This window comes from Micromonospora sp. NPDC048839, from assembly GCF_040649915.1.
In the GTDB taxonomy this organism is placed as follows: domain Bacteria; phylum Actinomycetota; class Actinomycetes; order Mycobacteriales; family Micromonosporaceae; genus Micromonospora.
In genome coordinates, this window is the sequence record NZ_JBEZGL010000005.1 from 394,374 (window position 1) to 421,086 (window position 26,713).

The 26,713-nt window shown below is 70.4% G+C and carries 20 protein-coding genes; 12 read left to right on the top strand and 8 right to left on the bottom strand.

From position 1 onward, the window contains the following. Nucleotides 1-67: 67 nt before the first annotated feature. Entirely contained in the window at nt 68-412 is a 345-nt protein-coding gene (locus AB0C25_RS13010; protein WP_357372650.1) for a DUF1330 domain-containing protein, read from the top strand. Between the two features lie 99 nt (nt 413-511). On the opposite strand, the gene AB0C25_RS13015 is transcribed toward AB0C25_RS13010, so the two are convergent. Next, nucleotides 512-1,687: a beta-propeller fold lactonase family protein gene (locus AB0C25_RS13015; protein ID WP_357372652.1), complete on the bottom strand. Its 1,176-nt coding sequence runs from the start codon at nt 1,685-1,687 to the stop codon at nt 512-514. A 208-nt stretch (nt 1,688-1,895) separates the two neighbouring features. Here AB0C25_RS13015 and AB0C25_RS13020 point away from each other — a divergent pair, with 208 nt between their 5' ends. From AB0C25_RS13020 to AB0C25_RS13040, 5 genes are all read left to right on the top strand, one after another. Next, nucleotides 1,896-2,291, top strand: a complete 396-nt coding sequence (locus AB0C25_RS13020; protein ID WP_357372654.1) for a hypothetical protein — start codon at nt 1,896-1,898, stop codon at nt 2,289-2,291. Between the two features lie 170 nt (nt 2,292-2,461). Beyond that, entirely contained in the window at nt 2,462-3,388 is a 927-nt protein-coding gene (locus AB0C25_RS13025) for a hypothetical protein (protein WP_357372656.1), read from the top strand. Then, on the top strand, nt 3,385-3,837 hold the full coding sequence (locus tag AB0C25_RS13030) for an ABA4-like family protein (protein WP_357249857.1): 453 nt from the start codon (nt 3,385-3,387) through the stop codon (nt 3,835-3,837). Before AB0C25_RS13025 ends, AB0C25_RS13030 begins: the two co-directional genes overlap by 4 nt. 5 nt (nt 3,838-3,842) lie before the next feature. Continuing rightward, nucleotides 3,843-5,084, top strand: a complete 1,242-nt coding sequence (locus AB0C25_RS13035) for a histidine kinase (protein WP_357372658.1) — start codon at nt 3,843-3,845, stop codon at nt 5,082-5,084. Continuing rightward, complete coding sequence (locus AB0C25_RS13040) at nt 5,081-5,707, top strand: response regulator transcription factor (RefSeq protein WP_357372659.1); 627 nt, start codon at nt 5,081-5,083, stop codon at nt 5,705-5,707. The genes AB0C25_RS13035 and AB0C25_RS13040 overlap by 4 nt, the downstream gene beginning before the upstream one ends. Nucleotides 5,708-5,715: 8 nt before the next feature. Here AB0C25_RS13040 and AB0C25_RS13045 read toward each other — a convergent pair whose 3' ends face one another. The 4 genes from AB0C25_RS13045 to AB0C25_RS13060 form a co-directional block, all read right to left on the bottom strand. Next, nucleotides 5,716-7,506 carry a gamma-glutamyltransferase family protein gene (locus tag AB0C25_RS13045; protein ID WP_357372661.1) on the bottom strand — a complete coding sequence of 597 codons (1,791 nt, stop codon included), beginning with the start codon at nt 7,504-7,506 and terminating at the stop codon, nt 5,716-5,718. A 74-nt stretch (nt 7,507-7,580) separates the two neighbouring features. Further along, entirely contained in the window at nt 7,581-8,798 is a 1,218-nt protein-coding gene (locus tag AB0C25_RS13050) for an MFS transporter (protein WP_357372663.1), read from the bottom strand. 393 nt (nt 8,799-9,191) lie between these two features. After that, nucleotides 9,192-13,226 (bottom strand): discoidin domain-containing protein, encoded by a 4,035-nt coding sequence (locus AB0C25_RS13055; RefSeq protein ID WP_357372665.1) that lies wholly within the window; start codon nt 13,224-13,226, stop codon nt 9,192-9,194. Between the two features lie 275 nt (nt 13,227-13,501). Beyond that, nucleotides 13,502-15,436 (bottom strand): Na+/H+ antiporter NhaA, encoded by a 1,935-nt coding sequence (locus tag AB0C25_RS13060; protein ID WP_357372667.1) that lies wholly within the window; start codon nt 15,434-15,436, stop codon nt 13,502-13,504. A 269-nt stretch (nt 15,437-15,705) separates the two neighbouring features. On the opposite strand from AB0C25_RS13060, the gene AB0C25_RS13065 reads away from it, so the two are divergent. Beyond that, nucleotides 15,706-16,260: a Uma2 family endonuclease gene (locus AB0C25_RS13065; protein WP_357372669.1), complete on the top strand. Its 555-nt coding sequence runs from the start codon at nt 15,706-15,708 to the stop codon at nt 16,258-16,260. 17 nt (nt 16,261-16,277) lie between these two features. Here AB0C25_RS13065 and AB0C25_RS13070 read toward each other — a convergent pair whose 3' ends face one another. Beyond that, nucleotides 16,278-22,343, bottom strand: coding sequence for a DUF4011 domain-containing protein (locus tag AB0C25_RS13070; protein ID WP_357372671.1), 6,066 nt, complete (start codon nt 22,341-22,343; stop codon nt 16,278-16,280). Nucleotides 22,344-22,461: 118 nt separating this feature from the next. Here AB0C25_RS13070 and AB0C25_RS13075 point away from each other — a divergent pair, with 118 nt between their 5' ends. Together AB0C25_RS13075 and AB0C25_RS13080 are read left to right on the top strand one after the other, a co-directional pair. Beyond that, nucleotides 22,462-22,950, top strand: a complete 489-nt coding sequence (locus AB0C25_RS13075) for a hypothetical protein (RefSeq protein WP_357372673.1) — start codon at nt 22,462-22,464, stop codon at nt 22,948-22,950. Between the two features lie 280 nt (nt 22,951-23,230). Then, nucleotides 23,231-23,602, top strand: a complete 372-nt coding sequence (locus AB0C25_RS13080; RefSeq protein ID WP_357372675.1) for a hypothetical protein — start codon at nt 23,231-23,233, stop codon at nt 23,600-23,602. Nucleotides 23,603-23,764: 162 nt separating this feature from the next. Here the strand turns inward: AB0C25_RS13080 and AB0C25_RS13085 are convergent, their stop codons facing one another. Together AB0C25_RS13085 and AB0C25_RS13090 are read right to left on the bottom strand one after the other, a co-directional pair. Continuing rightward, nucleotides 23,765-24,016 (bottom strand): hypothetical protein, encoded by a 252-nt coding sequence (locus tag AB0C25_RS13085; RefSeq protein ID WP_357372677.1) that lies wholly within the window; start codon nt 24,014-24,016, stop codon nt 23,765-23,767. Continuing rightward, nucleotides 24,013-24,303 carry a DivIVA domain-containing protein gene (locus AB0C25_RS13090; RefSeq protein ID WP_357372679.1) on the bottom strand — a complete coding sequence of 97 codons (291 nt, stop codon included), beginning with the start codon at nt 24,301-24,303 and terminating at the stop codon, nt 24,013-24,015. The genes AB0C25_RS13085 and AB0C25_RS13090 overlap by 4 nt, the downstream gene beginning before the upstream one ends. Before the next feature lie 229 nt (nt 24,304-24,532). On the opposite strand from AB0C25_RS13090, the gene AB0C25_RS13095 reads away from it, so the two are divergent. The 3 genes from AB0C25_RS13095 to AB0C25_RS13105 are packed head-to-tail and all read left to right on the top strand — an operon-like array spanning nt 24,533 to nt 26,487. Then, nucleotides 24,533-25,420, top strand: a complete 888-nt coding sequence (locus AB0C25_RS13095; RefSeq protein ID WP_357372681.1) for a helix-turn-helix transcriptional regulator — start codon at nt 24,533-24,535, stop codon at nt 25,418-25,420. Then, the gene (locus AB0C25_RS13100) at nt 25,413-25,616 is read left to right on the top strand and encodes a DUF397 domain-containing protein (protein ID WP_357372683.1); all 204 of its coding nucleotides are present in this window, start codon (nt 25,413-25,415) and stop codon (nt 25,614-25,616) included. The genes AB0C25_RS13095 and AB0C25_RS13100 overlap by 8 nt, the downstream gene beginning before the upstream one ends. Nucleotides 25,617-25,671: 55 nt before the next feature. Continuing rightward, a complete protein-coding gene (locus AB0C25_RS13105) occupies nt 25,672-26,487 on the top strand; it encodes a hypothetical protein (protein WP_357372685.1) in 816 nt (271 codons plus the stop codon). Nucleotides 26,488-26,713 lie beyond the last annotated feature (226 nt).

Sequence of the window (26,713 nt, forward strand, 5' to 3'; positions counted from 1 at the left end):
GACAGCGAGCGCCGTACTCGCGATCATTTCCGGCAAGGCCACGACCCGTCCGCAACGAAGGAGAATCATGACCGCGTACATGCTTGCTCATCTGCGCCGGGCACCCATCCACAGCGAGGTGCTGGAATACCTGGAGCGCATCGATGCCACTCTGGTGCCCTTCGGTGGCCGGTTCATCGTCCACGGTGGGTCTGTCGAGGTGCTGGAAGGTGGTTGGTCGGGCGACCTGGTCATCGTCGAGTTTCCCGATTCGGCAAGTGCCCGATCCTGGTACCACTCGCCCGCGTACCAGGAGATCAAACCCCTGCGGACGAGGCACCTCGCGGGCGAGTTGGTCCTCGTCGATGGAGTCGACGCCGACCACCGCTCAGCGGATTTGGCTGCCGCGCTCAGACGGGCGAATGGCTCCTGACGTCGGGGGCAGGTCCTCGGCGGGGCACGGCCCTCGGGGGCGGGCCCCCACGGAACTGGTCCCGGTCGGCGAGCGACCGGGACCAGCGGGTGACGCCGTTCAGGAGGCGGCGATGCCCTCCATGCCGATGCCGTTCTCGAACTTCGGCAGGCCCTCCACGGTGGTGACGAGCTTCAGCGAGCCGTCCTCGTTCACCTCGTAGCCCTGCACGTTGCCGGCGGTGGCGTTCTGGACGTACAGGAAGCCGTCGCTGGTGGTCATGTCGATCGATCCGCCGTTGGTGTCGGCGGCGACGTTCTTGACCAGTTCGAGCTTGCCGTCGTCGTCGACCCGGTAGGAGCTGATGGTGGAACTGCCGGCGTTGGCGACGAAGAAGTAGTCGCCGACGCGTTGGATCCAGCACGGCGCCAGCTGACCGTTGGGCACCGACGACCCGACCTGGTCGAGCGTGCCGTCGTCCTCGAGCTCGAACCGGCTGACCGCGTTCGCGTTGGACTCGGTGACCAGCAGCGAGTCGTCGGTGTCGAAGGTGAAGCCGAACGGACCGTCCCCCGCGTCGCTGACGACGGGGTTCCGGGCCAGTTCACCGTGACGACCGATCTCGTAGCTGAACATGACATTGGCGGCCTTCGTCGACACCAGGACGAACTCGCTGTCCGGGTCGATCTTGACCTGAGCCGGGGCGGTGCCGAACGCGGGCGGGTTGCCGTTGTGCAGTCCGAGCGACCGGTTGGCGTCCTCGATCCGCGACAGGCGGCCCTTGTGCAGCTCGAAGCCCTGCACCGAGCCCTCGCCACCGGCGTTGAGGACGTAGACGAGGTCGCCGCGGGCCGCGATGCTTACCGGCAGCAGGCCCCCGGACCAGATGACCTGGAGCTTGTGCAGCTTGGTGCCCTCGACACCGAAGACGGTCACGGTGTTGCTGCCGGCGTTGACGGCGAAGAGCAACCCCTTGTGGTAGATCAGGGAGCCCTGCGAGGCCAGCGCGTCGAGCGGCGCGCCGATGGTGAAGCCGCCCAGCCCGCCGGTCTCGTACTCACCCGCCTTGGTGAGACGGCCGTCGCCGTCGCGGTCGTACACCTTGATGGTGTTGCCCTCGGCCTTGTTGGTCTGGACGAAGACCGCGCCCTCGTCGTCGCCGTGGTGGTGTTCACCTCCCTTGCGGTCGTCGTGGTATCCGGGGCCACCACCGTCGGCGAGAGCGGTCCCGGGGGCTGATCCGACGCTGGTCAGACCCGCCAGGAGGGCTGCCGCGAGCGCAACGCTGCGCTTCATCACTGACTCCTTTACGCACACGAAGGGAGGAATACGAGTTTTCCTCTGCTTCGAAAGCTATCGGAGGATGTAGTCGTGATGGGTGCTCTTACCCTAAAGCGGTAATTTCGTGCCGTTGTGTGAAACGAGCAGACGTACGCGCTTGGGTGGCATATCGCGAAGCGGACGGTGATGGCGTGCACGGACCACCGGATGGGATGCTGCACGGGTGATACGCCGACACACCGTCCGGCTCGGGCTGGCGATCGCGCTACTCGCCGGCTGCTCCGAGGCGGCGTACCCGCTGCCGGACCGAAACTCGGCTGACGTTCAGGCTGAGGAGGAACGGCTCTCGACGCTCCTCCCCGGCGAGCTGCTGGGCGGACCAGGCACCTGCAAGGTCCGACTGCTCGGGCGCGACGGCTCTTCCTCGTTTGCGTGGGCGCACTGCGATGCAGCCCCGGGGCCCGAGGGCGGCTGGAGCGTCTCCGTGCCGGTGCGAGTGGACGGCGATCGCGTAACGCAGCCCGGCGACGGCAGCGAATACTCCGCGAGTGTGCGCCGCATGTTCCCCGAGCGGCTGGCAAGAATCGTTCTCGACGACGACGGCAAGCTGCGGCCCTGACGGACTCGGATGGCGACGGCATCGCTGCCGGTTCGCGGATCTCGGGCGCGGGGAGGTCCGAGGCCGGCTTTCGCCTCCTACCCAGGGAGGAGGCCCGCTCCGACCGCCGGCCGCAACCGGGGCTCGCGGTCGGACGCTTTCGACCGGACTGGCCGCGAGCATCTACAGACATGACTACCGTGCTGCGTCGGGCGACGCACTGGAACCGCCCACTGATGGTCCTGGTCTCCGTGATGGCGGTGCTCACCGTAATCGCCGCGGTCGGCACACTCGCCGACTCGCGCGTCCTCACCGGTGTTCCGATCTGGCTCAAGCCGTTCAAGTTCGGGGTGTCCTTCGTGCTGTACGGCGCGACGCTGGCCTGGATGCTCTCCCTCCTGCCCCGACGCAGCCGGGCCACCGAGAGGGCGGCCGTCGTCATCGTCGGGGTGGCGGTCGTCGAGAACGCGTGGATCGTCGGTCAGATGCTCCGCGGGGAGACCAGCCACTACAACATCTCCACCCCCCTGAATACCCTGTTGACCGCGTTGACGGGCCTGGCGATCATGATTCTGTTCTTCGCGCACCTCGTCATTGGAGTCGTCGTCCTGATCCAGCGGATTCCCGACCGGGCCGCCGCGACCGCCGTCGGGTGGGGCCTCGGCCTGTCCCTGCTGGGCATGCTCGCGGCGGTACCGATGGTGCTGCCGATGCAGGACCCGGGCATCGAGGGGATCAGCGGGGCGCACAGCGTCGGCGTGCCCGACGGCGGGCCGGGGTTGCCGATCGTCGGCTGGAGCACCACCGGCGGCGACCTGCGGATCGGGCACTTCGTGGGGCTGCACGCCCTTCAGGCGCTGCCGATCCTGGCGATCCTGCTGACCCGGTTCGCCACGCGGCTGGACCAGCGCACCCACGTCCGCCTGCTGGTCGTCGCGGGCAGCGCGTACGGCGTACTCATCGTGCTGTTGACCTGGCAGGCGCTGCGCGGACAGCCGCTGCTGCGCCCGGACGCCAGCACGCTGGCCGCGGTCGCGGTCCTGGTGGTCGCGACGGCGGCCGCCAGCGGGCTGGTGCTGGCCGGCCGACGCCGCCCGGAACTGGCGTTGGCCGCATGACCGAGACGCTGTTCTCCCTGACGTTCACGGTGGCCGCGCCGTTCTGGGCGCTGATGATCCTGCTGCCGCGCTGGTCGTGGACCGCCCGGATCATCGCCTCGCCGCTGATCGTGCTGCCGGTCGTGGTGATCTACGCCCTGCTGGTGATCCCGGCGATGGGCGACGTGCTGACGGCCGTGGGGTCGCCGACCCTGGACGGTGTGCGTGACCTGCTCGGCACCTCCACCGGGGCGGCGGCGGGCTGGGCGCACATGATCGCGTTCGACCTGTTCGTCGGCCGCTGGGCGTGGTTGGACAGCAGGGAACGGGGGGTGCCGGCGCTGGTGATGGCTCCGGTGCTGCTGCTGACCATCCTGCTCGGACCGCTGGGCCTGGCCGCGTACCTCGCGGTCCGGCCCCGGTGGCGGCGGCCGGCGGCTGCCGCCACCGACCCGCAGCACCTAGGCTGACCACCGTGGGATGGCCGGCGCGACTGTTCGACATGCGCGACACGCTCGTGCGGATGGCGCTGCTCGACCTCAGCGGGATCTGCTACCTGCTCTTCGTCCCCCACTCCACCAGGACACCGACCGGCACACAGTGGACGCTCGCGATGCTGGCGTTCGCGGTGGCTCTGGTGACACACCGTTGGCCGGTGGCCAACCTGCTGACCCAGGCCGCCGTGCTGGTGGTCGCGATCGGCCTGGTCGACGACTTCACCATCAACCAGGTTGGTGCCAGTTGGGCGCTGCTCGAGGTCACCATGCGGGCACACCGCCCCCGGGTCATCTGGCTGTCCGCCGCGTTGCTTGTCGCGGTCGACCTGACCGACTCGATCGGCGCCCCGGCCAACCAGGTCGCCTCCGGCGTCGTCGGACTGGCCCTGGAGGTTGGCGTGCCGGTGCTGCTCGGCCTCGTCATCCGCACCAACCGCCAGTTGAGTCGACAGGCCGTCGAGCGGGCCGTGGCCGAGCAGCGCCAGCACGCGTCGGAGACCCGCGCGGCCCGCGCCGACGAACGCACCGCCATCGCCCGCGAGCTGCACGACGTCGTCGCGCACCACGTGGCATCGATGGTCCTGCGGGTCGGCGTGGCCCGGCACGTGCTCACCGACCTGGACCCCCGGGTGGACGAGGTGTTCGACGACGTGCACGGCACCGGCACCGCGGCCCTGGCGGAGCTGCGCCGGCTGGTCGCGGTGCTGCGCAACCCCGACGGAGTACGCGGTGACGCGGCGCTGACCGCGATCGAACCCTCCGCGCTGCCGGCGGCGATCGGCACCTCCATCGACCGGGCCCGGCAGGCCGGCATCACCGTGGACGCCGACCTGGACCCGGCGATCGGTTCGCTCGACGCGGTCCGCGGCATGGCGGTCCTGCGACTGACCCAGGAGGCGCTGACAAACGTGGCCAAACACGCGGGGACGTCCGCGCTCGCGCACCTCGTGGTCGCCGTCCGCGACGGCGCCGTGCACTGGGAGGTGACCGACGACGGACACGGTGGGAAGCCGGTGGGCGTACCGACCGGCGGCGGGCACGGCATCACCGGAATGCGCGAACGCGTCGAGGTCCTCGGCGGTCGGCTGGAGGCCGGCCCGACCCCGACGGGGTGGCGGGTGCGTACCGTGCTCCCGGCCTCCGGCGCCGAGCCGCCCGCCCCCACGGTGCCCCGGGGCCGCACGTCCCCCGCCGGTTCGCCCGCGCCGGAGCCGGCGTGATCCGGGTGCTGCTGGTCGACGACCAGCACCTCATCCGCGCCGGGCTGCGGATGCTCTGCGACGCCCAACCCGACATCGAGGTCGTCGGCGAGGCCGACAACGGCCGCGAGGCGATCCCGCTGGCCGGGCGGCTCCTGCCCGACGTCGTCGTCATGGACCTGCGGATGCCCGGTGTCGACGGGATCACCGCGACCAGCCGGATCCTCGCCGACCGGCCCAGCACCCGCATCCTGGTGCTGACCACGTTCGGCGACGACGACCACCTCTACCCCGCCCTGACCGCCGGGGCCTGCGGGTTCCTGCTCAAGGACGCGCCCCCGACCGAGCTGCTCGACGGCATCCGCCGGGCCGCCGTCGGTGACAGCCCGTTCAGCCCGGAGGTGCTGCGGCGTCTCGTCCAGCGCGCGGTGCACGCCCGACCCGGGACACCACGGCAGGCGCAGGGTCTGACCGCCCGCGAACGGGACGTGTTGGACCTGGTCGCCGAGGGCCTGTCCAACACCGAGATCGCCGACCGGCTGCACATCGGTGTCACCACGGTCAAGACCCACATCACCAGCCTGATGACCAAGACCGACAGCCCCAACCGGGTACGCCTCGCCCTGTTCGCGCGCGGCGTCTGACCCACGCCCTAACGGCCGCACGCGTAGCCCTGCATCCCCCGGGGGTTCGCACCGGCGGACAGCACACCCGTCGCCGGATCGCGGGTCACCGCGCACAGCCGGCCCAGGCTCCACCCGTCGGTGACCCGCACCTCGTGCCCGTACGCCCGCAGGGCCGCCCGCACGCCCTCGTCGAGCCGGTCCTCCACCACCAGGACGCCGGGCTCCATCGCGCGTGGATAGAACGACTCCGGCAGGCTCAGCGTGTGCCACGCCGGCGCGTCGATTGCCTCCTGCAGCGGCTGGCCGGCGACGAGATGCCGCAGCAGGAACGGCAACTGCCACTGGTCCTGCTGGTCGCCGCCGGGGGTCCCGCAGGCCAGCACCGGCTCGCCGTCGCGGTGCACCATCGTCGGGCTCAACGTCGTACGCGGCCGACGGCCCGGCGCCAACGAGGACGCGAGCCCCTCCTCCAGCCAGCACATCTGCAACCGGCTGCCCAGCGGGAAGCCGAGGTCCGGAATGGTCGGCGAACTCTGCAACCAGCCACCACTGGGGGTCGCGGAGATCATGTTGCCCCAGCGGTCGACGACGTCCACGTGGCAGGTGTCGCCACGGGTCACCCCGTCCGCCTGCACGGTCGGCTCCCCCGTCGTGGGATCCGTCGCGGCCGCCCGCCGGACGGTGTCGGGTCGGACGTGGGCCGGCAGGCGTGGCCGCGAACCGTCCGGCCTACCCGGCCGCAACTGCGCCGACGCGCGGTCACCGATCAGGGCCGCCCGCTCGCGCGCGTACTCCCGGGAGAGCAGCGCCGCGCCGGGCACGTCGACGCCGTCGCCGTACCAGGCCTCCCGGTCGGCGAAGGCGAGCTTGAGCGCCTCGACCTGAGCGTGCACACCCGCCGCGGTCGCCGGGTCGTACGCGCCCGGATCGTCGAGCGCGTCCAGGGTGGCCAGCGTCTCCAGCAACACCGGACCCTGGCCCCAGAAACCGGTCTTCGCCACCGAGTAGCCGTGCCAGTCGAGGGTGACGGGCGCCTCCCAGGTCGCCGAGTACGCGGCCAGGTCGTCGCCGGTGACCAGTCCGGCGTGCGGCCGTCCACTGGAGTCCTGGAACGGCCGCCGGCTGAACGTGTCGATCGCCTCGGCCACGAAACCCGTGCTCCAGGCCCGCCGGGCGGCCTCGATCTGCGACTCCCGGTCCGCGCCGGCCGCCTGTCCCGCCTCGACCAGCCGGCGCAGGGTGTCCGCGTACGCCGGGTTGGTGACCAGCTCCCCCGCCGCCGGTGGCCGGCCACCGCGCAGCCAGAGGGCGGCGGAGGTGGGCCAGTGCTCCTCGAACAGTGATTGGACGGCGGCCACGGTGGCACCGACCCGGCCCACCAGCGGGTGTCCGGCGGCGGCGTAGCCGATGGCCGGCTCCAGCACCTCGGCGAGGGTACGTGTGCCGTGCTCGCGTAGCAGCAGGAGCCAGGCGTCCACGGCGCCGGGTACGGCCGCCGCGAGCGGCCCGGCGCCCGGGACGAGGTCCATCCCGAGGGACCGGAAGTGCGCGATCGTGGCACCGGCCGGCGCGGGACCCTGCCCGCACAGCACCTTCGGCCTGGGATCCTGCGCGGTGGCCACGATGGCCGGCACCTCGCCGCCCGGTCCGTTGAGGTGCGGTTCGACCACGTGCAGGACGAACCCGGCGGCGACCGCCGCGTCGAAGGCGTTGCCGCCGCGTTCCAGGATGCCCATCGCCGACTGGCTGGCGAGCCAGTGCGTCGAGGAGACCATGCCGAAGGTGCCCCGCAGCGTGGGCCGGGTGGTGAACGTCATGATCACACCTCACTCGGATCCACGGTGCGAACGCAAGACCTGCGGGTCTGCCCGCGCACCGCCCCGCCCGGTGCTCAGCGCGCGGGCCGGGTCCGGTTGCCGCGGAAGAGACTGAGCAGGACGACCAGGGCGAGCACCGCCACCACCGCGCTGAAGATCTCGGCGGCGGGACGCAGACCGGTGCCCTGGATCAGCAGGCCCACCCCGACGGCGGGCACGCCGAGCATGGCGAACAGGATCGCGAAGAAGGTCGACACCGCCTCGGCCCGGTGCTGCGGTTCGGTCTTCATCGTGATCGTCGCGATGCCGTCGCCGACCGCCACCCCGGACGCGACCCCGATGATCGCCGCGCTGAGGACGAGCGTCCCCAGCAGCGCCATCCACATGCTGAACGCGAGCAGGCCCGCCCCCACGATCAGGCCGACGCAGGCGCTGGCCAGCGCGGCGCGCGAGGACAGGACTCGGGTCAGCAACTGCCCGAACGCGGCGCCGGCGAACGCCACGAAGACCACGAGCGCGGCCAGGGTGTGCGAGGTCTCGTGCAGGACCATGCCGAGGAACAGCCCGCTCACCGACGTGAGCACCCCGAGGGCGGCGAACCCCGCGCCAGCGGTGATCGCCGAGCGGACGAAGGCGCCCCGGATGTTCGCCGGCACGTGCAACCGTTGCACCCGCAGCGTCACCGGCGAGCGCTCCCGCACCGTCTCCGGTACGCCGCGCAACGCGACGATCGCGGCGACCGCCAGGAGCAGCACGATCACCCACGGCAGCCGGAGCGGGTCGGGCGCCACGTCCGCCACGATCCCGGACAGCAGGGTGCCGGTGGCCAGGCCGCCCAGGTTCGCGAAGATCGAAACGGTGGCGGCGCGCTTCGGGTGCCGCGGGCTGATCAACTCGGCCAACGCCGCGGTCGCCGCGCCGATGATCAGGGCGGCGGAGAGGCCGGCCAGGATCCGACCCACAATGATCATCGCCAGGTCCACGGCAGCCAGGAACACGGCGTCCGCGGCGACCGAGAGCAGCAACGCGACGAGGATGACCGGACGTCGTCCGATCTGGTCGGAGAGCCGACCGAAGACCAGCAACCCGACGACCACGCCCAACGCGTACAGCGCGTAGACCACTGTCACGGTCAACGACGCGAAGCCGAACTCCATCTCGTAGAGCGGGTAGAGCGGCGTCGGCACGGTGGTGCCCACCAGCGTGATCCAGAAGGCGAACGTGACCCGCACCGCGCCGGATGTGGAGCCCGACCGTGTCGTTGCGCCATCGGCACGGCTGGCGTTGGACATGATCGGTCCCTTCGGGCTCGGACACCCCTGCTGCGGGCCATCGCGGCTCCTGTCCCCCGTGCAGCATGGGTCCTGGCCCACCGCGCAGGTGCGACAACGGCCCGAAAAGCCCTCATCAGGTGGCCAGACCATCGAAGAGCCGCTGCCGCGCCGCCGCGTACCCAGCCGTCGGTGTGGTCGGCCCCGCGTACTCCTCATCCCAACCCTGGCTGGGGCGGTGACCGTCGGTCACCCTCCGCGGGGGCGGATGCGGTAGTGAGCCGTATACCTGTGAGTCATGAATATGACCCACAGGTATACCGCTCAACTGCACATCGGCAGGGCGGGCAGCCACAGCGGAGGGCCAGCGCCCCTCGCCGCGACGCAGCCCCGTCTTGACTGGGGACCTACCGTCTAGGAGTTGTACGCCTGCGCCGTCACCGTGACCTCACGGGCGAGGCCTGGCCGCGCGGGCCAGGAGACCTCCACCTGACGGGACTCCCCGGGCAGGAGCCAGAAGTAGTTGTCGTCGAAGCGGGCCGGCAGGACCCGGTCACCGCGCTTGTCGCGCACGCCGAGTCGGACCAGCGCGGCGACGGCCCGACCCTGGTTGCGGACCGTCGTGGTGACGGTGTTCCGCCCGTGTACGACGCGGACCATGCCCGACGACGTGGACAGTCGGGTGCTCGGCAGGCCGTTGAGCGCCCGCATCTGCTCGGCCTTGTCGTAGCGCCAGTAGGTGTTCTCCGTGAGCAGCCGGTCGCGGCTGTCGCGCAGCTCGAGCCGGACCAGGTGCAGACCGCCACCGTCCGGCGCGGCGAGGACGAAGGCCGGCGTCGTGGCCGACCGGGCGACGTCCACCTGCTGCCGCTGGGGTGAGCCCAGCGAGCGGCCACTCAGGTCGTACCGGCGGGCAGTGGCGGTGACGCCGGTGAGCGGCGCGGCGGTGTGGTTGACCACGCGCACCTGCCAGGTGCCCGGGTCGGCCTGCACGTGCAGGGGCTCGCAACCCTTGCGGGCGCCGTAGTAGGCGCCGTTGACGTCGAGGTCGTAGTCGTAGGTCTGCCAGACCGTGCTGTGCCATGCCGGGTGCGACATCCACAGCAGCAGACCGGTGGCGTCCTGCCACAGGTTGGCGTTCCACGCCTCGAACATGGCACGGTGGCTTTCGTAGTTGACGAACTGCGCCCGGTCGGCGAACTCGTCGAGGGAGCCGGATTCGCCCAGCCGCACGTCGATCGCGGCCTGGTACGTCCCGACGCGTTGGTTACCGATGGTCGACCAGTCGTGGTAGTTCCACACCTCACCGATCGGCCACTGCGGTGCGTCGCCGACGAGGTTGCGCATGCTCTCCACCACCGGAATCACCGGCATGCCGATCTCGGTGTGGAAACCGAACGCCCCGGTGTCGTACGTGTTCCGGTTGTTGTATGTCGCCGGCTCCACCCAGTGGTACGGGCCGTGGCCGCTGACGATGCCGCCGGCCGAGTTGGGGATGTAGAGGATCTCCGGGTGTTCGGTGGCGGCGGCCTGCTTGAGCCCGGCGTCCACGATCGGCGGCGGGTCCCCCTCGTTGGCGCCGCACCACACCACGATGCTGGGATGGTGGCGGAACCGGCGGATGGTGTCGGCGGCGATGTCGACGTAGCCGGGCGGGTTGGGCAGGAACGCGCCCGCCTGCCAGAAGTCGTTCCACACCAGGATGCCCTGCTCGTCGCAGGCCTGGTACAGCTCCTCGCGGTTGCTGCTGCCGAGCCAGTTGCGGATCATCGTGAAGTTCATGTCGCGGTGCATCTCGACCGTGTCGGCCAGCCGGTCGGGCAGCACCCGACGCAGCAGTTCGTCCCAGCCCCAGTTGCCGCCCCGGGCGAACACCGGCACCCCGTTCACGCTGATCTTGAGCTGGGTGATGGCGTTGCTGACCGACTTCACGTCGGTCCACCGCTGCCCGTCGTTCGAGACCTGGATGACGAAGTCGCGGGCGTACGCCTGCTCCCAGACGATGGTGACCTGGTCGAAGCTGACCGCAGCGCCGAGGTCGACCTGGATCCACTGGTTGTCCTCGAACTGTGACGACCACCGGGTCCGGGGGTTGCCGTCGACGACCCGGTCGGGCCCGGTCGAGTCGCTGTCGGACGACGACGCGGTGGCGGTCTTGCGCAGGGCCAGGTCGTTGTCCGGCTCGGCCTGCCGTTGCACCGACAGTGCCCACATGGACACGCCCCACGAGGTCACCCGCGCGCCGGTCTGGATGCGCAGGTGCTGGGCGGTCTGACTGGCGAACGTCTCGACCTGGGTGGCGCGACTGCCCAATGGGGTGTCGTTGCTGACCGACGTCACGTCGTTCCAGGCGTCCCCGTCGGTGGAGACCTGGACGCGGTAGTCAAGCGCGTACGCCTGCTCCCACACGATGGTGACCCGGTCGAAGTCGACCGCCGCGCCGAGGTCGACCTGGATCCACTGGTTGTCCTCGGCCTGGGAGGCCCAGCGGGTCGCCGCGTCGCCGTCCACGGCCTTGCCGGGCCCGTTGCCCTCGTTCTCCGACGACGACGCGGTGGCGTCGCGGCGCAGGGCGAGATCCGGACCGGTGCCGTCGGCCACCGACAGCGCGAACATCGAGATGCCCCACCCGGTGGCGCGCTGGCCGGCCTGGATACGCACGTGCCGGGCGTGCTGCCGGTCGAACGTGACCGTCTGGGTGGCCGCGCCGTCGACGAACTCCAGGGCGGGCTTACCGGGCGGCGAGATCACGATCGGCTGGTGCCAGTCGTAGGCGAACTCCCGGATGCCGAAGCGGAGCTGGCGCCGGTCGCTGACCGCGCGCTTGACGGTGGCGGTGAGCGTGAGGTCGTACAGGTGGGGCTCGCCGTAGCCGTTGGGCCACCACAGTCGCGGCTTGCGCAGGCGCAGCGCACCGAAGCGCTCCGGGGCGAAGGTGACAGTGGTGCTGCCGCCGCCGGGGACGGTGACGGTGGACTCGACGCGTACCCTGTCGAATTCCGCACGGACGGTGACCGTGGTGGCGGTGGTCGACGCGTTGCGGACCGGCACCCGGATGGTGACCTCGGCGACGTCGGTGCCCGGCAGGTCGGGAAGGGTGGTCTGCACGTGTGGATCGCCGATGACCACGGCGCCGGTGCTGCGCAGGCGGACGTGGTCCCACAGGCCGGTGGCCCGGTCGCGGACGGCGGGCATCCAGTCCCACCCGGAAACCGCCAGGTACGTCGGCGCGTCGAGGTAGTGATGCGCCGACTGGAGGAAGGTACGACCGTCGGTGCCCTTGTCGCCGGGGGTGCCCGGGTGCGGCATCGGGGTGACCCGGACGGCGAGGACGTGCTCGCCCCGGTGACCGGCCAGGGCGTCGGTGATGTCGAAGGCGGCCCGCGCGAACGGGTGCGTCACGTTGCCGACCCGCACGCCGTTGACCCAGGCGGTCGCCTCGTGGTTGATGCCGTCGAACTCCAGCCAGATCCGACGACCGGCCGAGGTGTCCAGGCCGCGCGGCAACCGCAGCGCACGCCGGTACCACCAGGTGTGCCGCGACAGCGCCTCGGGGATGCGCATGTTGTTGAAGCCGGCGACGGGGTCGGGCAGGTGGCCCTGCTCGACAAGGGTGCCCAGCACGGTGCCGGGCACCGTCGCCGGCAGCCAGGAGCGCACGTCGACGCCAGCGCGGGCGAGTTCGGCGCCATCGGCGGTGCCGGCGAAGTCGTCAATCGTCAGCGACCAGCCCGACTCCAGCGGCACCGTGCCGTCGGCGGCCACCCGCAGCTCGGGGGCCGGACCGGTGTTACCGCCCTCCCAGTTGGTCCAGCCCGCGGCCTTCGGCCGGGCCGCCAGGGGTACGCCGTACACCTGGAAGCCGTTGAGGCCCACCGGGTTGCTGTTCGAGCGCCTCGTGGCGGTCATCCGGATCCACCGGGCGGTGACCGGCTCGGGCAGCTTGATGGTCTGCGTGCCGCCCTGGCCCTCGCTGGTCTCGTACACCGACCGCCAGGCACGGCCGTCGGTGGAGACCTCGATCCGGTATGCCGTCGCGGCGCTGGAGAGGATCTCGTCGCCGTCGGTGTCGGTGTAGTTGCCGTCGAACGGCCCGTCGGCGAGCGTGGCCTCGAAGACCAGGGTGACGGCCTCGATGCGGCAGGGGGCCTGCAGATCCACCGAGATCCATTGCGGATCGCCGTTGGCGGCCCGCCAGCCACTGCCCCGGACGCCGACCTGCGGCAGACCGTCCACGGCGAAGCCGCCGGGGGTCGGCGCGTAGTCGGTGGAGGAGACCGCCACCGGGCGGTTCCGGGCGAGGTCGGTGGCCGGTGCCGGGGCGGCCGGCGTCGCCGGGGCGGCGGCGGCGACGGTGTCCGGCAGGACGGCGGTCACCCCGACCGAGGCCAGCAACGTGGCTCCGGCGGAGAGAAAGGTACGCCGCGACAGGGGCGGTAGCTCGGACATCTTGCCTCCAGACATGACAACGTTGTCAGATGGTGGATGATGACAACGTTGTCAGATCGTGTCCGCATGTTTCCCCAGAGTCAAGACCCAAACTCCATCGTGATCCCACGAACACATTCCGCATCTGTTCCACTTCGGACCTGGCGTGACTGTCCAGATATCCACCGTCCCCGGCTGCGACCCGAACGTGCTGCCGCACTGTGGTGATCGGAATCGGCCAGGGCATCACGCGACGCTGATCGACCACCTGCCGGCTGACGATCCCGGTCGTGCGGTCAGGTCGCCGGGCCGCTCTCCCGGTGCCCGGGATCCCGAGGGTGGTACTCGGGGCGGAGCTTGGCGCTGGCGAACGCCCCCTTCACCGCCGCGGAGAGCGCGGCCATGTCGTACGCGCCGTGGTGCCGCCGGCCGTTGATGAAGAACGTCGGGGTGCCGGTGACGCCGCTGAGGTCGGCGGAGTCGACGTCCTCGGCGACCCGGTCGACGCCCATCCGCTTCACCATGTGCTCCCGGAACTGGTCCGGGTCCAGGCCGAGCTGTTCGGCGTAGCCGAGCACCTCGGCAGGGTCGAGTGCGTGCTGGTGCGTGAGGAGCAGGTCGTGCATCTCCCAGAACGCGCCCTGCGCCCCCGCCGCCTCGGCGGCCTCAGCCGCGAGTTGGGCGTGTGAGTGGACGTCGGTGAGCGGCAGGTGCCGCCAGACGTACCGGACGTTGGCGAAGTCGGCAAGCAGTTCCCGGACCACCGACTCGGCCTGCCCGCAGTAGGGGCACTCGAAGTCGCCGTACTCCACGACCGTCACCGGCGCCTCGACCGGTCCCCGCATGTGGTCGCGCTGCTCGTCGACCGGCAGCATCAGGTCGACGATCCCCTCGGTGACGCCCAGCAGCGCCCGGGTACGCCGTGCCGGCGACATCCGCCCGGCCGTGCGGAACACCAGCCAGGTGACGAGGGACGCGCCGAGCGTCGCGACGAGGATGCCGAGTTTCGCCTCGTCCAGGGCGGGACCGCTGAGCGCATGGGTGGCGATCAGGAGGGCGACGGTGAACCCGATGCCGGAGACCGTGCCGACCCCCGCGACGGCGAGCCAGCCCACGGGCGGGCGGAACCGGTTGCCGCTCAGCCGGGCCACCAGCCACGACGTGGCCACGATCCCGGCCGGCTTGCCGACGACGTACGCGACCACGACACCGAGCGTGACCGGCGAGGTCACGGCCCGGCCCAGCAACTCACCGTCGATCACGATTCCGGCGTTCGCCAGTGCGAAGAGCGGTACGACCACGTAGCTCGCCCACGGATGGTAGAGAGTCTGCAGCCGCTCGTTCGGCGACACCGCCGAGGTGAGCCCGGCTCGGGCCATCCGGGCGAGCTGCGGGGTGGGCTGTTCCCGGAAGAGGCGGAACTGGTCGGTTGCCCGCTGCAGGTCGCCGCGACCGGGGGCGTAGGCGTAGGTCAGCAGGCCCATCACCAGGCCCACCGCGACCGGGTCGACACCGGATTTCGAGACGGCGACCCAGGCCGCCACCCCCAGCAGCGCGTAGATTGGCCCGAATCGCACGCCGCACCCCCGCACCAGCAGGACGACGGCGAAGATGCCCACCGCGACGAGCAGCGCCATCGGCGAAGGATGCTTCGGGTAGGCGATCGCGAGCACCACGATGGCCAGCACATCGTCGACGACTGACACGGTCAGCAGGAAACCTCGCAGCCGATCGGAGAAGCGCGGCCCGAAGACGGCCAGCGCGCCGAGCGCGAGCGCCGTGTCCGTGGCCATCACCGCCCCCCAACCCGCGGCGGTGGTGTGCCCGGCGTTGATCGCGAGATAGATCCCGATCGGCAGGAGCATGCCGCCGAACCCAGCCAGCATCGGCAACGCCAGTCGACGCCGCTCCCGCAGCTCGCCGATGTCGAACTCGCGGCGCAACTCCAACCCGGCCACCAGGAAGAAGAAGGTCATGAGGCCGCTGTTGACCCAGGTACGCAGGTCGTGTGACAGGGACCAGTCGCCGAGTTGGACCGACAACGACGTGCCCCAGAGCGACTCGTACGACCGGACGTGCAGATTGGTCCACGCGAGAGCCACCACCGCGGCGACCAGCACCAGCCGGGCACCACCGGTCTCGGTACGCAGGAACGCGCGCAGCGGAGCGTTGAACCGCCCCTCCCTGGCGGTCCGGCTGCTCCATCCCCGGTGCGTGTTGTTGCTCGTCACGGAGACAATCCTTGTCGATCTGATCTCGACGCGGCGGTAAATCGTCCACCCGGTGCGGCGTCAGTTGGGAGGGACGACATGGTGGAGTTGTACGACGTGGCGGCGCTACCACCGCGAGGTGCGGCGCTCCACCGATCGGTTCGAGGGCGTGCACGACCCGCAGGCGCCCGGTCCACGACCCGCCCCAGCTGGACCGCGTCGGGGAGCAGTCCACGGCGGCGCGCTCCCACCAGCGCCGGAGTGGGGCGGCGAACCGGTACGATGCGCCCATGAGCTCAGACGCGGTTGGCAGGTACATGCCCCCGGTCGTGACGCTCGATGACCTGACGGCGATGATGGCCGCAGACGACAACCACCGGTATGAAATCAGCCCCGAGGGAGTCGTCTCCATCATGCCGCCGCCGGGGTACAACCACGCGATCATCGCGACCCGGCTCATGGTGTGGCTCGCTCAGGGTGGTGTCCCGGCGGAACACATTGCCCAAGCAGTCGGGCTACGCATACCGGGTCGTGACGGCGGCGTCGGCGGACGCATTCCTGACCTCGTCGTTTGGAGCAAGGCTCAGGCAGACGGTGTGTGGCTGCCAGTCGCCGACGTGCTCCTTGTGATCGAGATCGTTTCGCCCGGCTCCGAGGGTGTCGACACGGTGACCAAGCGCAGTGAGTACGCCGCCGCCAGCATCCCCCAGTACTGGGTGGTCGACCAGGATGCGGCGCAGACCGTCACCATGCACCGCCTCGACGGCGACCAGTACGTCGCCCGCGCGACCATGCCGCTCGCCTGGGTCCTCAACACACGCCCGGACGAGCACGGCCTCGGCTGAACGAGTCGTGACCCTCGTCAGCCGCGGGTGAGGCGACCGTCCTGGTCGACACGGAGGCGACCGCTGGTCACGGCGACGTGCAGCCCGTACCGGAGCAGTTTGTCGATCTTTTCGGTGCGGCGGCGGTAACCGAGCCGTTCCAGGCCGGCGCGCAGCAACCGCTCCTCGTCCATGCTCGGTACGCCCTGGAGTACGTGCACGAAGGCGTTGGCCACCTCCTCGGGTGGCACCTCCTCGAACGCGCGGTCGTTGCTCGCCTGCGTGACCCGGTACGCGCGGTACGTCCGCGGGTCGGCGTCCTCGGGCCAGGCGTAGCGGCTCACGGTCGGGTGCGCGTACAGGCGGCGGGAGTCGACGAGCGACAGTACGGCGACACGCCGGTCCTCCCGGGTCCGGAGGAACCCGAACCGAGCGAGGGCGAGGCGGGCGAGCCGGTGCTGCTCGACGGGTCCCTCCGCCTCGATGATCTCGCGGAGCGCGTTCCGCATCAGCTCACGGATCCGACGGTCGGTGGCCAGGAGGTCGAGGTCGGCCTGGTCGCCGAGCGACGTGGGCACGTAGGGCACGAACGGGCCCACCGTGATGGTGTCCGCGTCCGAGATCGCCGTCGTCGTGGCGGCCAGTGCGGTGACGGGTGCCGACGATTCGCTCCGAAAGAGTTCCTCGTCCACCGCGAGGCGCGGCTGCGGCACCTCGGCAGTCGGTGCCGGGTGCGGCGGTTCCACATCCGCCTCGGAGCGCGGCTGCGGCAGTTCGATGGCTTCGGGCGACGCGGCGACCGCCGACGAGTCGGGTTCCGGTTCGGCGGTCGCGGGGGCGTCGGCCCGGGTGACCGCCTCGTCGACCCGGTCGAGCAGCGCCGACCGGTCGTGGATCCACGACGGCAGCCAGAACCGCACGACCTCCGGCCAGCCCATGATCGAGCGCAGGAGCGCGGGCGCCGAGTCCCGGTCGGCCACCGTCGGGCGTGCGCTCCAGTCCGGGCCGTCGAGCATGACGGCCACCTGCCACCGGGGTGCGCCTGGTCGGCGTACCGCGATGTCCACGGTGAAGTCGGAGAGACCGTGCGAGGTACGGACCTCGTGGCCGCGGTCGCGTAGCGCCGCGGCCACCTCGTCGCGGATCCGGCTGCGCCGCTCGGTGCGGTCCGTGGCGAGGTCGCCCAGGCGCTCCGCGCCGGCGGCGGCCATCTCGCAGTACGCGCGCAGGTGCTGGGTGCCCAGCGCGGACGTGCGGGACAAGTCGATGTCGGACGGGTCGAAGGACGAGTAGAGGACGACCTGGCGGCGGGCGCGGGTGATGGCCACGTTGAGCCGCCGCTCGCCGCCGGCCTGGCTCAGCGGGCCGAAGTTCAGCGGGAGCTGACCGGTCTCCGGGTTGGTGGAGAAGGCCAGGGAGAACAGGACGACGTCGCGCTCGTCGCCCTGCACGTTCTCCAGGTTCTTCACGAAGATCGGCTCCGCGACCGCACCGGACAGGTGCTCGCGGATGATCGGATCGGCGCTCTCCTCCAGCAGGTTGAGGATGAGGTCGCGCTGCTGGATGTTGAAGGTGACCACGCCCACGGACTGGGTTGCGGTCGCCGGGTCGTGCAACCGCCGGGTGATGTCCGCGAGGATCGCCCGCGCCTCGACCTCGTTGGTGCGGGATCCGCCCCGGTCGTACCGGCCGTCGACGCGCCGCCAGCTGACGCCCGCCTCGCTGGCGGCTCCGGGCGACGGGAGGCTGGACAGTTTGTTGTCGTAGTAGTAGCGGTTGGAGAAGGCGATGAGTGACTCGTCGTGACTGCGGTAGTGCCAGGAGAGCCACCGTTGCGGCAGTCCCGACTCGACGGCCTCGCTGAGAATGCTCTCCAGGTCCTCCGGCACGGGACCGTCACCCTCGTCGACCTCGTCCAGGCTGTGGCTGGCCTGCATGATGCTGCTCGGTGGCATCTGCCGGGAGTCGCCGACCACCACCACGGCGCTGCCCCGACCCATCGCGCCGATCGCCTCCGCCACCCGGATCTGCGAGGCCTCGTCGAAGATGACCAGGTCGAAACGTTGGCTCCCCGGTGCCAGGAAGTTCGCGGCGGACGCGGGGCTGACCAGCACACACGGAGTCAGTGCGAGCACCGCGTCCGGGTACTGCTCGAACAGTTCCCGGAAGGACCGCCCGCCGCGCTTGCGGCGAAGCTCCGCCGCGAAGTCGGCGAAGCGGCCCCGCCGGTCGGTCGGGCTGAAGGGGCGGCGACGGACCAGCACCGACGGCAGCTGCGTGGGCAGCGCGGACCGCAGCTCACCGGCGGCTGCCTCGAACTGGCTGATCTCGTCGTCGTGCAGTTCCGCGTCGAAGTACTGCAGGCCGCCGGCCCGGACCCGCTCGGCCAGGGACGCCGTCGCGACTCCCCGCCGGTAGACCTCCTCGGCGAGATGCGCGGGCACCTCGGCGCCCAGCAGTTGGTCCCGGTAGTCGGTGAGACCTGCCGAGGCGAGCACGTCGGCGTGGGCCAGGACGGTCGCCCACCGGCGCAGCGGGAACAACTCCTTGCCCCGCAACTCGTGCAGCCAGGTCGCGCCGTCGCGCTGCCAGGCGTCGACCCAGTGCGCACCGGCGGCCCACCGGGCCAGCTCGGCCGCACCGGAGCGCAACACACCCCGCCAGGCCCGCCACCGCGAGGCGAACCGGTCGAGGAGCACCGCGTCGGCCTCGGTGCACCCGCCGTCGAACAGCTCCCAGGCTCGCGGGTGCCGGGCCAGGAGCGTGCGGCCCACCCGGGTCGCCTCGATCGCTTCGGTCAACCGCTCCTGCGCGTCGGGGTCGGTGGGCTGCCACCGCGACAGCCGCAGCCCGCCCACCGCCACGACATGCTGGTGGAGGGCCGCCGCCTGCGCCTGGGCGGCCACCAGCCGACCGGTGGTGACCTCCACCCGATCGACGTCGAGCGTCGCGCCGGCGACCAGGTGCACCGCCAGCAGATCCGCGACGGCCTGCCGCCGCTTGCGCTTGCCGAACAGCTTCTTCGCCGCCTCCTGCGCCGCCGCGTGCCAGGCGGTCAGCTCCGGTCGAGCGAACACGTCCGGCCGGAAGGTGGCCAGCTCACCGGCGAAGCCCTGCCGGAAGGCCGCCAGGTCCGCCTGGAGCCGGGCCACCGCCTCGTCCCACCGTCGGTCGCCGGCGTGCAGGGTGGTCGGCCGGTCCGGCAGCAGTCCGCGTACGGCGAGCCACGCGCCCGCCTGCAGCTCACTCACGGTCTCCGGGGCGGGCAGCGTCCGCAGCAACTCCACCAGGTGCGGGTGGGCGGCGAGGTCGGCACGGAGACGTTCGAGCTCACCGGCGATCTCGGTGACCGCGTCGCCGTGCAGCCCGTCGAGGGTGCGGCAGCCGCTGAGCGCCCACGGGTGCGCGGCCCGGAGTCGAGCCGATCGTGCGGCCGCCGGGAACTCCCGCAGGGTCGTCTCGACCTGTACGCGTGCCGGGGCGGGTGCGTGCAGGTAGGCCACCGGGATCGGGGCGACCGGGCCGTCGCCGTACGCCAGGGTCTGCTCGTAGGCCGACCAGAGCGACATCCCGACGGGGTTCGTGGTGTGCACCTGGGCCGGGTACTCGGTCAACGGGGCCAGCCGCGTCCGGTAGGCCGTCTCGACGGCCGTCCACGTGCCGCCGCCGCCGTGGTCGGACTGGTCCAGCGCGTCGCGCAACTGCTGGCGGATCGCGTTGAGGGACTGCTTGCGCCCGTGCAGGTCGAGCGCGAACGGCCCGAGGCCGATCTGCTTGAGGCGGCGCTTCACCACCTCCAGTGCGGCCTGCTTCTCGGCGACGAACAGCACCGACCGGCCCGCGCCGACCGCCTGCGCGATCATGTTGGTGATGGTCTGGGACTTGCCGGTGCCCGGCGGACCCTCCAGGACGAAGGAGTGGCCCCGCTCGGCGCGCACGATGGCCTGCATCTGCGACCCGTCGGCGGGGATGGGCAGGTGCAGGTCGGCCTCGTCGACGGCGATCTCGACGTCGTGCTCCGGGCGGGCGGGGTCGTCGAACGTGGCGCCGGAGGACTCGACCAGGTGCCGGACGACCGGGTTCTCCAGAAAGCGGGGCCAGTGGTCGGTGAGGTCCCGCCACATCTGGAAGGTGGAGAACTGCAACAGGCGAAGGCTGGCGGTCTCGTCGATGCGGTAGTTGAGCCGGTTGTCGAGCAACCCGGTGTTGATCGCCGCGAGGGTCTTGGCGATGTCGATGCCGTGCTCGTCGAGGACCGGTCGTTCCAGCTCCGGGATCCGCACACCGTGCTTGACCCGCAACCACTCGATGAGGCAGTGGTTCGGGCTGGCGACCTCGGTGCCGTCGATGACCATCGCGTACGGGCGACGGCCGCTGCCGCCCTCGATGCGCACCGGCAGGAGGAACAGCGGCGCGTACGCCTCTCCCCCGGTCGTCTTCGTGTGCACCAGGGTGCCGATAGTCAGGTAGAGGTAGTTGCTGCCGGTCTCCTGCTCCATCGTGCGCGCCTCGCGTTGCAACGCGCGCATAGCGGTCTTGTAGCGGGCGTCGGTGACCGCACCGTAGACCCGCCGGTCGGTACGCAACTCCCGGGTGAGGATCTCGGCGTCGAGGTCCTGCGCCCGGCGCGTCCCGGCCAACTCGTGGACGTGACTGATGGCGTCCTGCGGGATGACCTGCACCTGGCGACCATCGTGGATCAGGTCGTCGAGTAGGGCCAACGCACCCGCCGGCACGTGCAGGTCCAGGCCACGGCCCCGCTTGGGCAGGTTGAGCAGCGGATTACGCAGGCTCAGGTCGAGCAGCGACTTCTTCCACTGCTGGACGCGCGCCGGTGACCCGTCGGACTGCTGCGGCACCTCCTCGCCCTCGTCGGCGAACTGGCGCAGCCGCGCGGCGGCAACGCCAGGAGGCAGGTCGAGGGACGCTGTTGTGGCGGGCGTCGCTTCGGCTGTCTTCGGCGTCGCCTCAGCTGTCTTCGGCGTCGCCTCGGCGTCGACCGCGGCGGGCGCGATCAGCTCGTCGGCTGACGGCAGGGGGCGGATCCCCGAGCGATGGGCTAGGTGCACGTCGACGACGCCCTGCATGCGCTCGCCGTTGCCGCGGAAGTGGCCGAGCCCGACGCGTACCGCCTCGGTGAAGGTCGCCGACTGCGCGCCCGGCCCGATGCGGGTCAGCTCGACCGGCACGGCCCGGCCCGAGTCCACCATGGAGATCAGCAGATTGGTCTCGATCACCGCGGCCGAACCCAGCCGCTCCTCCTCCAGCAGGAAACCGCCGAAGGCGTGCCCCGCGCTGACGAAGACGAGCGGGTGCAGCCCCGCCGCCTCCAGACAAGCGGCGTACGTGACGGACAGGTCGAGGCAGTTGCCGAGCCGCCCGTCGAGCACCGCCGCCGTCGTGCGCACCTTCTGGCCGGTGTTCTCGAACGACGCCGGCAGGGTCTGGTAGGTGATCTCCAGTTGACGCAGCGCCTCGTAGACCGCGCCGGCGATCAGCGCCGCCCGCTCCGAACCCTCCTGATAGCCCTGCAACGAGCCGGAGCCGGTACGCGCGAGCAGGAGCTGGGCGGCAGCGCGCAGGACCGCCTCCACCGCCTTGGTGTTCGGCTGCACGAAGGCCGCCAGGCTGTCGTACAGGGCGGGGCTGTTGAACCACTCGTTGTGCGCCAACACTCTGGACGGGGCGACAAGCGTCAGTGCGGTCTCGCGTGCCTCGACTGCATTGTCGGCTGCCGCGGCTGCGTTTTCGGCTGTCGCGACGGTGAGGCGGTAGTCGACCGGGAACGCCTCGTCGGTGCGGTACAGCAGCGTGCGGTCGGGTGTGAAGTCGCGGAAGTCGTCCCAGCTCGTGCTGGCCCCGGGCCGCAATGGCTGGGTCAGCGTCCGTGCCCACGGCTCAGTCAGCGCGCCGTCCGGGCGGCGCAGTTCCAGCGTCACCGTGACGTCGGTCAGCGGCACCGCGCCACGGTTGACGAGCGTGAGGTGACGGACCAGCGGCACCCGGTTGTGCACCAGGGCGGCGTTGATCGCCGGCTGCACGAGCAGCCCGACTTCGAGCTGGTCGTCGTCGGCGGTGAACTGCGCGAAGACGCTGTCGGACATGGCGTTTCTCCAGGTAACGAGACCAGGGAGGGCCAGCCTAGCGGTCGACCGACCGGTGGAGAGGGCCCCGGCCGTAAGACGATCTTGGAAGTCGTACGTCTGAGGCAGGATGTTCGCCATGACGACGCAACACCAGCACCTGGTCTACGGCCACGCCACGGCGCACGACTGCCTTGCCTTCGCCGACGCGGGCACCGCTACCGAGGAGGCCGCGGAGATCCGGGCGCTCGCCGCCGCGCGAACGTGGGGCGAGGCCCGCCAGGTCCGGATGACCCACCTGTGGAACCCCGCCGGCCCGGATTACCACGACCCGGAGGACGGGTACGCCGACGACAAGCCCTTCGACGTCACCGGTGTGGGTGCGGTCGCGGACGGACGCTGGCCGCGGATGGTCACCGAGCGGGCGTTCACGGTGCTGCCGCAGGACCTGCAGGACCGGTACGGCAAGCGCCAGGTCACGGTCCATGACGGCGACTACCTCGAGATCCCGGTTGCCGGCGAGGGCGAACTGGTGGCCGAACTGCGTGAACGCGGCTACGAGGTGACCCGCGACGACGCGCTGATCAACCAGCTCGGCGGTTCCCGGCTGGGCTCGCTGGCCAGCTGACCGGCCCCCCGACCCAGCGGCGGCGTAGCTGGCTCAGAACGTCCCCCTCGAGTCCGAGACGCCGCCGCTTCGGCCCCGAGGCGGGCTCTCGCCGCCATCCCTGCCCTGGCAGCTCAGGCGATGCAGGTGTCTTAAGCAATGGAGATTCATGAGCGCGTATACACGTCGAAGGCATTGGCGGCGTGGCCACTGGGTCAACGACCACCGAGTCAATCGTCCACATCCCACTGCACGCCGACGACCGAGTCCCACCTCGGCCCCATCAGGCGTCGGAGCCTTCATGTGGCTTGCAGGGATCATCATCGTAATCCCTTTCGTTGTCATGTACTGGGCCGTGAAGGCCTACATCAAGTGGCCAGCCGCACGGGTCGCCGCCCTCACCTTCTTCTGTTTCAACACTGCGGTAGCGGTTGTGGGTGCAGCGACGCAGGATGCTGAGATGTGGCCGGCCGCAGCATTTAGTGCGGTGATCAGCGCCCTGATTGCCTGGCACGTGCGACACACCTTTACTCGTCGTCGCAGGGGGAATGCAGAGAACGTGGCGACCGAAGCGCTCCACATCCCCCGGCACTGGAACACCGAACCGCACGCTGAGCCGACAGCATCCACGCAGACGTCAACCGATCTGCAGGTAGAGCACCTGGACGGTTAGTGGCGGACCGGAAGCCAACTGGACGAGTTCTAACAATTGCCGGTCAGCGGCCACCGGCCGTGAATTCCAGGAGACCGACAACGGCGACGCACCGAAACTCCAGACCCTTCATCGCGTGCATCGTCGCGAGTCGCACCCGTTGACGGCGCCCATTCGCCCACCTCATCGGCGCAAGCGGCGGGAGCAGTCACCTTCGTGGCCGTCGCGCAGGAGGCAGCGCCGGCCGCCAGGCAGCCGCAGGTCGCAGAAGACCCGGTGGCGGAGGAACTGCTGGTCCTCTTCGGAGACGGTGGTCTCCCCCGGGTCCGCCATCGGCAACACCAGCATCCACCTGCCGATGACCCGGGCCAGGCGTTGCGCGGCGGGTAGGTCGGCGGCAACGACGGGCAGGTGGATGACGTACCGCTGGCTCACCGGGTGTGGCCCCGCTCGTTGCGGGCACCGGCCTGATCGGTCTGCCCGCGAAGCAGGCCGGCCTTGACCCGGGCAGTCTCGCGGCGGCTCTCGGCGAGAGCGGCGTAGACGGCGGCCATGTCGACGGCGACCCGATCGAGGAAGGCGTACACGTCGTCGGGGTCCAGACCGCGACGTCCGAACCCCGTCGGCGCGAAGCGGCGCTCGCGCACCTGCCAGGGCAAGAGACTGGTGTACGCGGTGGAGTGGTAGGTCGGTGGCCCTGGTCGCTGGTTTCTGGGGTTCATCTGCCTGCCTTCCGGACGCGGAGGGGCGAGGTGTGCTCGGGAAGCACGGCGGCCGTTCGGGGGGACCGGCCGGCCCCCGTGCTGCGACCAGCCTGCGACACTCCGCAGTGGAAACGCAACGTTCCAGAACGCATTTTCGCCGTTGTGCATTGACTTTCTTGGCTGCAACCCGTAGGAGTTGCAGGAGCAGGTCACGCAGTGTTGCGTGGCGGAACCAGGGAGTGTGCGGATGCCCGACGACATCGGGTCGACAGTGCCGCGCCGACAACTCGGCCGGCTCCTGCGACAGTTCCGCAACGAGGCCGGGGTGACGCTCGACGCCGCCGCCGAGGCCCTCGAATACAGCCGACAGAAAATCTGGCGCCTCGAGTGCGGCCAGGGCTCGGTCCGGGTGCTCGACGTCAAGGCGATGTGCGAGCTGTACGGGGTGTCGCCCGAGATGACCGAGGCGATGCGCGGGCTGGCCGTGGAGACGAAGTCGAAGGGCTGGTGGCACGCGTACGGGGACGCGGTGCCGAACTGGTTCGAGCTGTACGTGGGGCTGGAATCCGCCGCCGCCCACCTCCGTCGTTATGACGAGTCGCTCATCCCTGGGCTTCTGCAGACCAAGGAGTACGCCCACGCGCTCTACCGCCGTGGCGGGATGCTGAGCGAAGAGGATCGCGAGCGGGCCGTACAGGTCCGACTTCAACGGCAGGCATTGCTCTTTCGGCGGTTACCGGCAGCTCCCAAGCTTGAGTCCGTGCTGTCTGAAGCGGTACTCCGCCGTGGCGTTGGTGGCTCGCCGGTCATGACCGAACAGCTCGCTCACCTCACCAAGCTGTCCGAGCTACCAAACGTCAGCGTCCGGGTGCTGCCGCTGGCGGCGGGACCGCAGCCCGGTGCGGTTGCGGGATCCTTCGTGGTCCTCGACTTTCCGGCGACCAAAGGTGGTCGCGCCGCGCCGGAACCGTCGGTGGTCTACAGCGAATCCTTGACCGGGGCGCTCTACCTCGACAAGCCCGACGAGTTGGCCGCCTATGAGCGCGTCTGGCGCGGGCTGGATGCGCTGGCCCTCGGCGAGGCAGAATCGACTGACATGATCAAGCGGATCGTTGGGGAGATGCGGCATGACTGACCTGACCGGTGCCATCTGGCGCAAGAGCACCCGCAGCGGCGACAACGGTGGCGACTGCGTCGAGGTCGCTACCAACCTTCCCAGAATCGTCGCCGTCCGCGATTCAAAGGACGCCACTGGACCACTGCTCACCTTCACCATGCAGGCATGGACCGACTTCATCGCGGCTGCCTGCCGCGAGGGACGCATCAGTTGAAGTTCAGCTTCCCCGTCGGTTGGCACGCGCGATCGATCTTGGAAGGATCAGAGCCATGACCGACCACAAGGTGGCCCACCCGTCCGACGAGACTGGAAGCAGATCCGGATACTGCGTCTACCTTTACCGCCAGCGTGGCGTCATCGTCTATGTGGGGCGCGGCGCGAGCCCGCAACGCGCCCTCGACCACACCACCGGCAGCCATAATCCTCAGCTTGAGAACCTCATACTCGGCCGCGAGTACGAGATCGAAATCGCTGGCCCCTACGCCGATTCTGACGCTGCAGCACAGGTAGAGGCGGCCCTGATCTCCGCGCTGAAGCCCGCCGGGCGCCATGACCTGTACAACAAAACAGCAGGTGAGGGACCAAAATTTCGGCCCCTTGGAGTACCCGCAGAGTTCGCCGACCGCCAGATGGCCGATCCCCTGACGCTTACTCAGGTCGGCCAGATGACGGGCGGCGCTCTGATCGTTCGGAACGCGTTTGGAGCCGACCTAGCGCCCGGGAGGCCCCGCCTCGACCCTCTACGCCCGGACAGTGCAGTGCTGATCGATAACCTCCGACGCCACTGGCAGCTGAACCGGCTACACGAGGAGTGGTCCACCGACCTGAGCCTCAAGCCACATGTGGCAATGAGCGCGGCTGGACCCGTCGGCCATCGTTACGTCGCGGCTGCCGTCCCTATCGACCGGGCCGCGCTCGGTGACGAGCCGAGGGACGAGATTCCATTGGATCTCGTCGCTGCCCCGAACCTCGACGCGTGCGGCTTGCGGGGGCGCCTCCTCGCCGATGTCCGGTTCAGCAACATACGGCAGAACCTGGTCATCTGGGTCGACGGCTTCGGCGCAGTCCGCTGGCCGCGCCCCTAGTTCCCTCCAGCGAGGCCCCGCACCGGGTGGGGTCAGCTGTCGGTCGAGGCGTTTCAACGAAGGACCTGCAGCTGGCAATGCCAGGGCCAGCGAGCGCAGGAAGAAGGCTGCGATGTTCAGTCTCCTGCCTGAAGGGTCGACGCGTCAGTGCGCACATGGCCAGGTTGCCATGCCTCCTGCGTGATCGTCGCCGCGGCGGATACGACCCAACCGGCCACGCTGTCGG

Coding starts and splice junctions, on each gene's coding strand:
- AB0C25_RS13075 (WP_357372673.1), top strand. CDS start 22,462: ATGACGACGCAACACCAGCACCTGGTCTACGGCCACGCCACGGCGCAC.
- AB0C25_RS13065 (WP_357372669.1), top strand. CDS start 15,706: ATGAGCTCAGACGCGGTTGGCAGGTACATGCCCCCGGTCGTGACGCTC.
- AB0C25_RS13095 (WP_357372681.1), top strand. CDS start 24,533: ATGCCCGACGACATCGGGTCGACAGTGCCGCGCCGACAACTCGGCCGG.
- AB0C25_RS13100 (WP_357372683.1), top strand. CDS start 25,413: ATGACTGACCTGACCGGTGCCATCTGGCGCAAGAGCACCCGCAGCGGC.
- AB0C25_RS13045 (WP_357372661.1), bottom strand. CDS start 7,506: ATGACGTTCACCACCCGGCCCACGCTGCGGGGCACCTTCGGCATGGTC.
- AB0C25_RS13105 (WP_357372685.1), top strand. CDS start 25,672: ATGACCGACCACAAGGTGGCCCACCCGTCCGACGAGACTGGAAGCAGA.
- AB0C25_RS13055 (WP_357372665.1), bottom strand. CDS start 13,226: ATGTCCGAGCTACCGCCCCTGTCGCGGCGTACCTTTCTCTCCGCCGGA.
- AB0C25_RS13025 (WP_357372656.1), top strand. CDS start 2,462: ATGACTACCGTGCTGCGTCGGGCGACGCACTGGAACCGCCCACTGATG.
- AB0C25_RS13015 (WP_357372652.1), bottom strand. CDS start 1,687: ATGAAGCGCAGCGTTGCGCTCGCGGCAGCCCTCCTGGCGGGTCTGACC.
- AB0C25_RS13090 (WP_357372679.1), bottom strand. CDS start 24,303: ATGAACCCCAGAAACCAGCGACCAGGGCCACCGACCTACCACTCCACC.
- AB0C25_RS13030 (WP_357249857.1), top strand. CDS start 3,385: ATGACCGAGACGCTGTTCTCCCTGACGTTCACGGTGGCCGCGCCGTTC.
- AB0C25_RS13010 (WP_357372650.1), top strand. CDS start 68: ATGACCGCGTACATGCTTGCTCATCTGCGCCGGGCACCCATCCACAGC.
- AB0C25_RS13070 (WP_357372671.1), bottom strand. CDS start 22,343: ATGTCCGACAGCGTCTTCGCGCAGTTCACCGCCGACGACGACCAGCTC.
- AB0C25_RS13080 (WP_357372675.1), top strand. CDS start 23,231: ATGTGGCTTGCAGGGATCATCATCGTAATCCCTTTCGTTGTCATGTAC.
- AB0C25_RS13050 (WP_357372663.1), bottom strand. CDS start 8,798: ATGTCCAACGCCAGCCGTGCCGATGGCGCAACGACACGGTCGGGCTCC.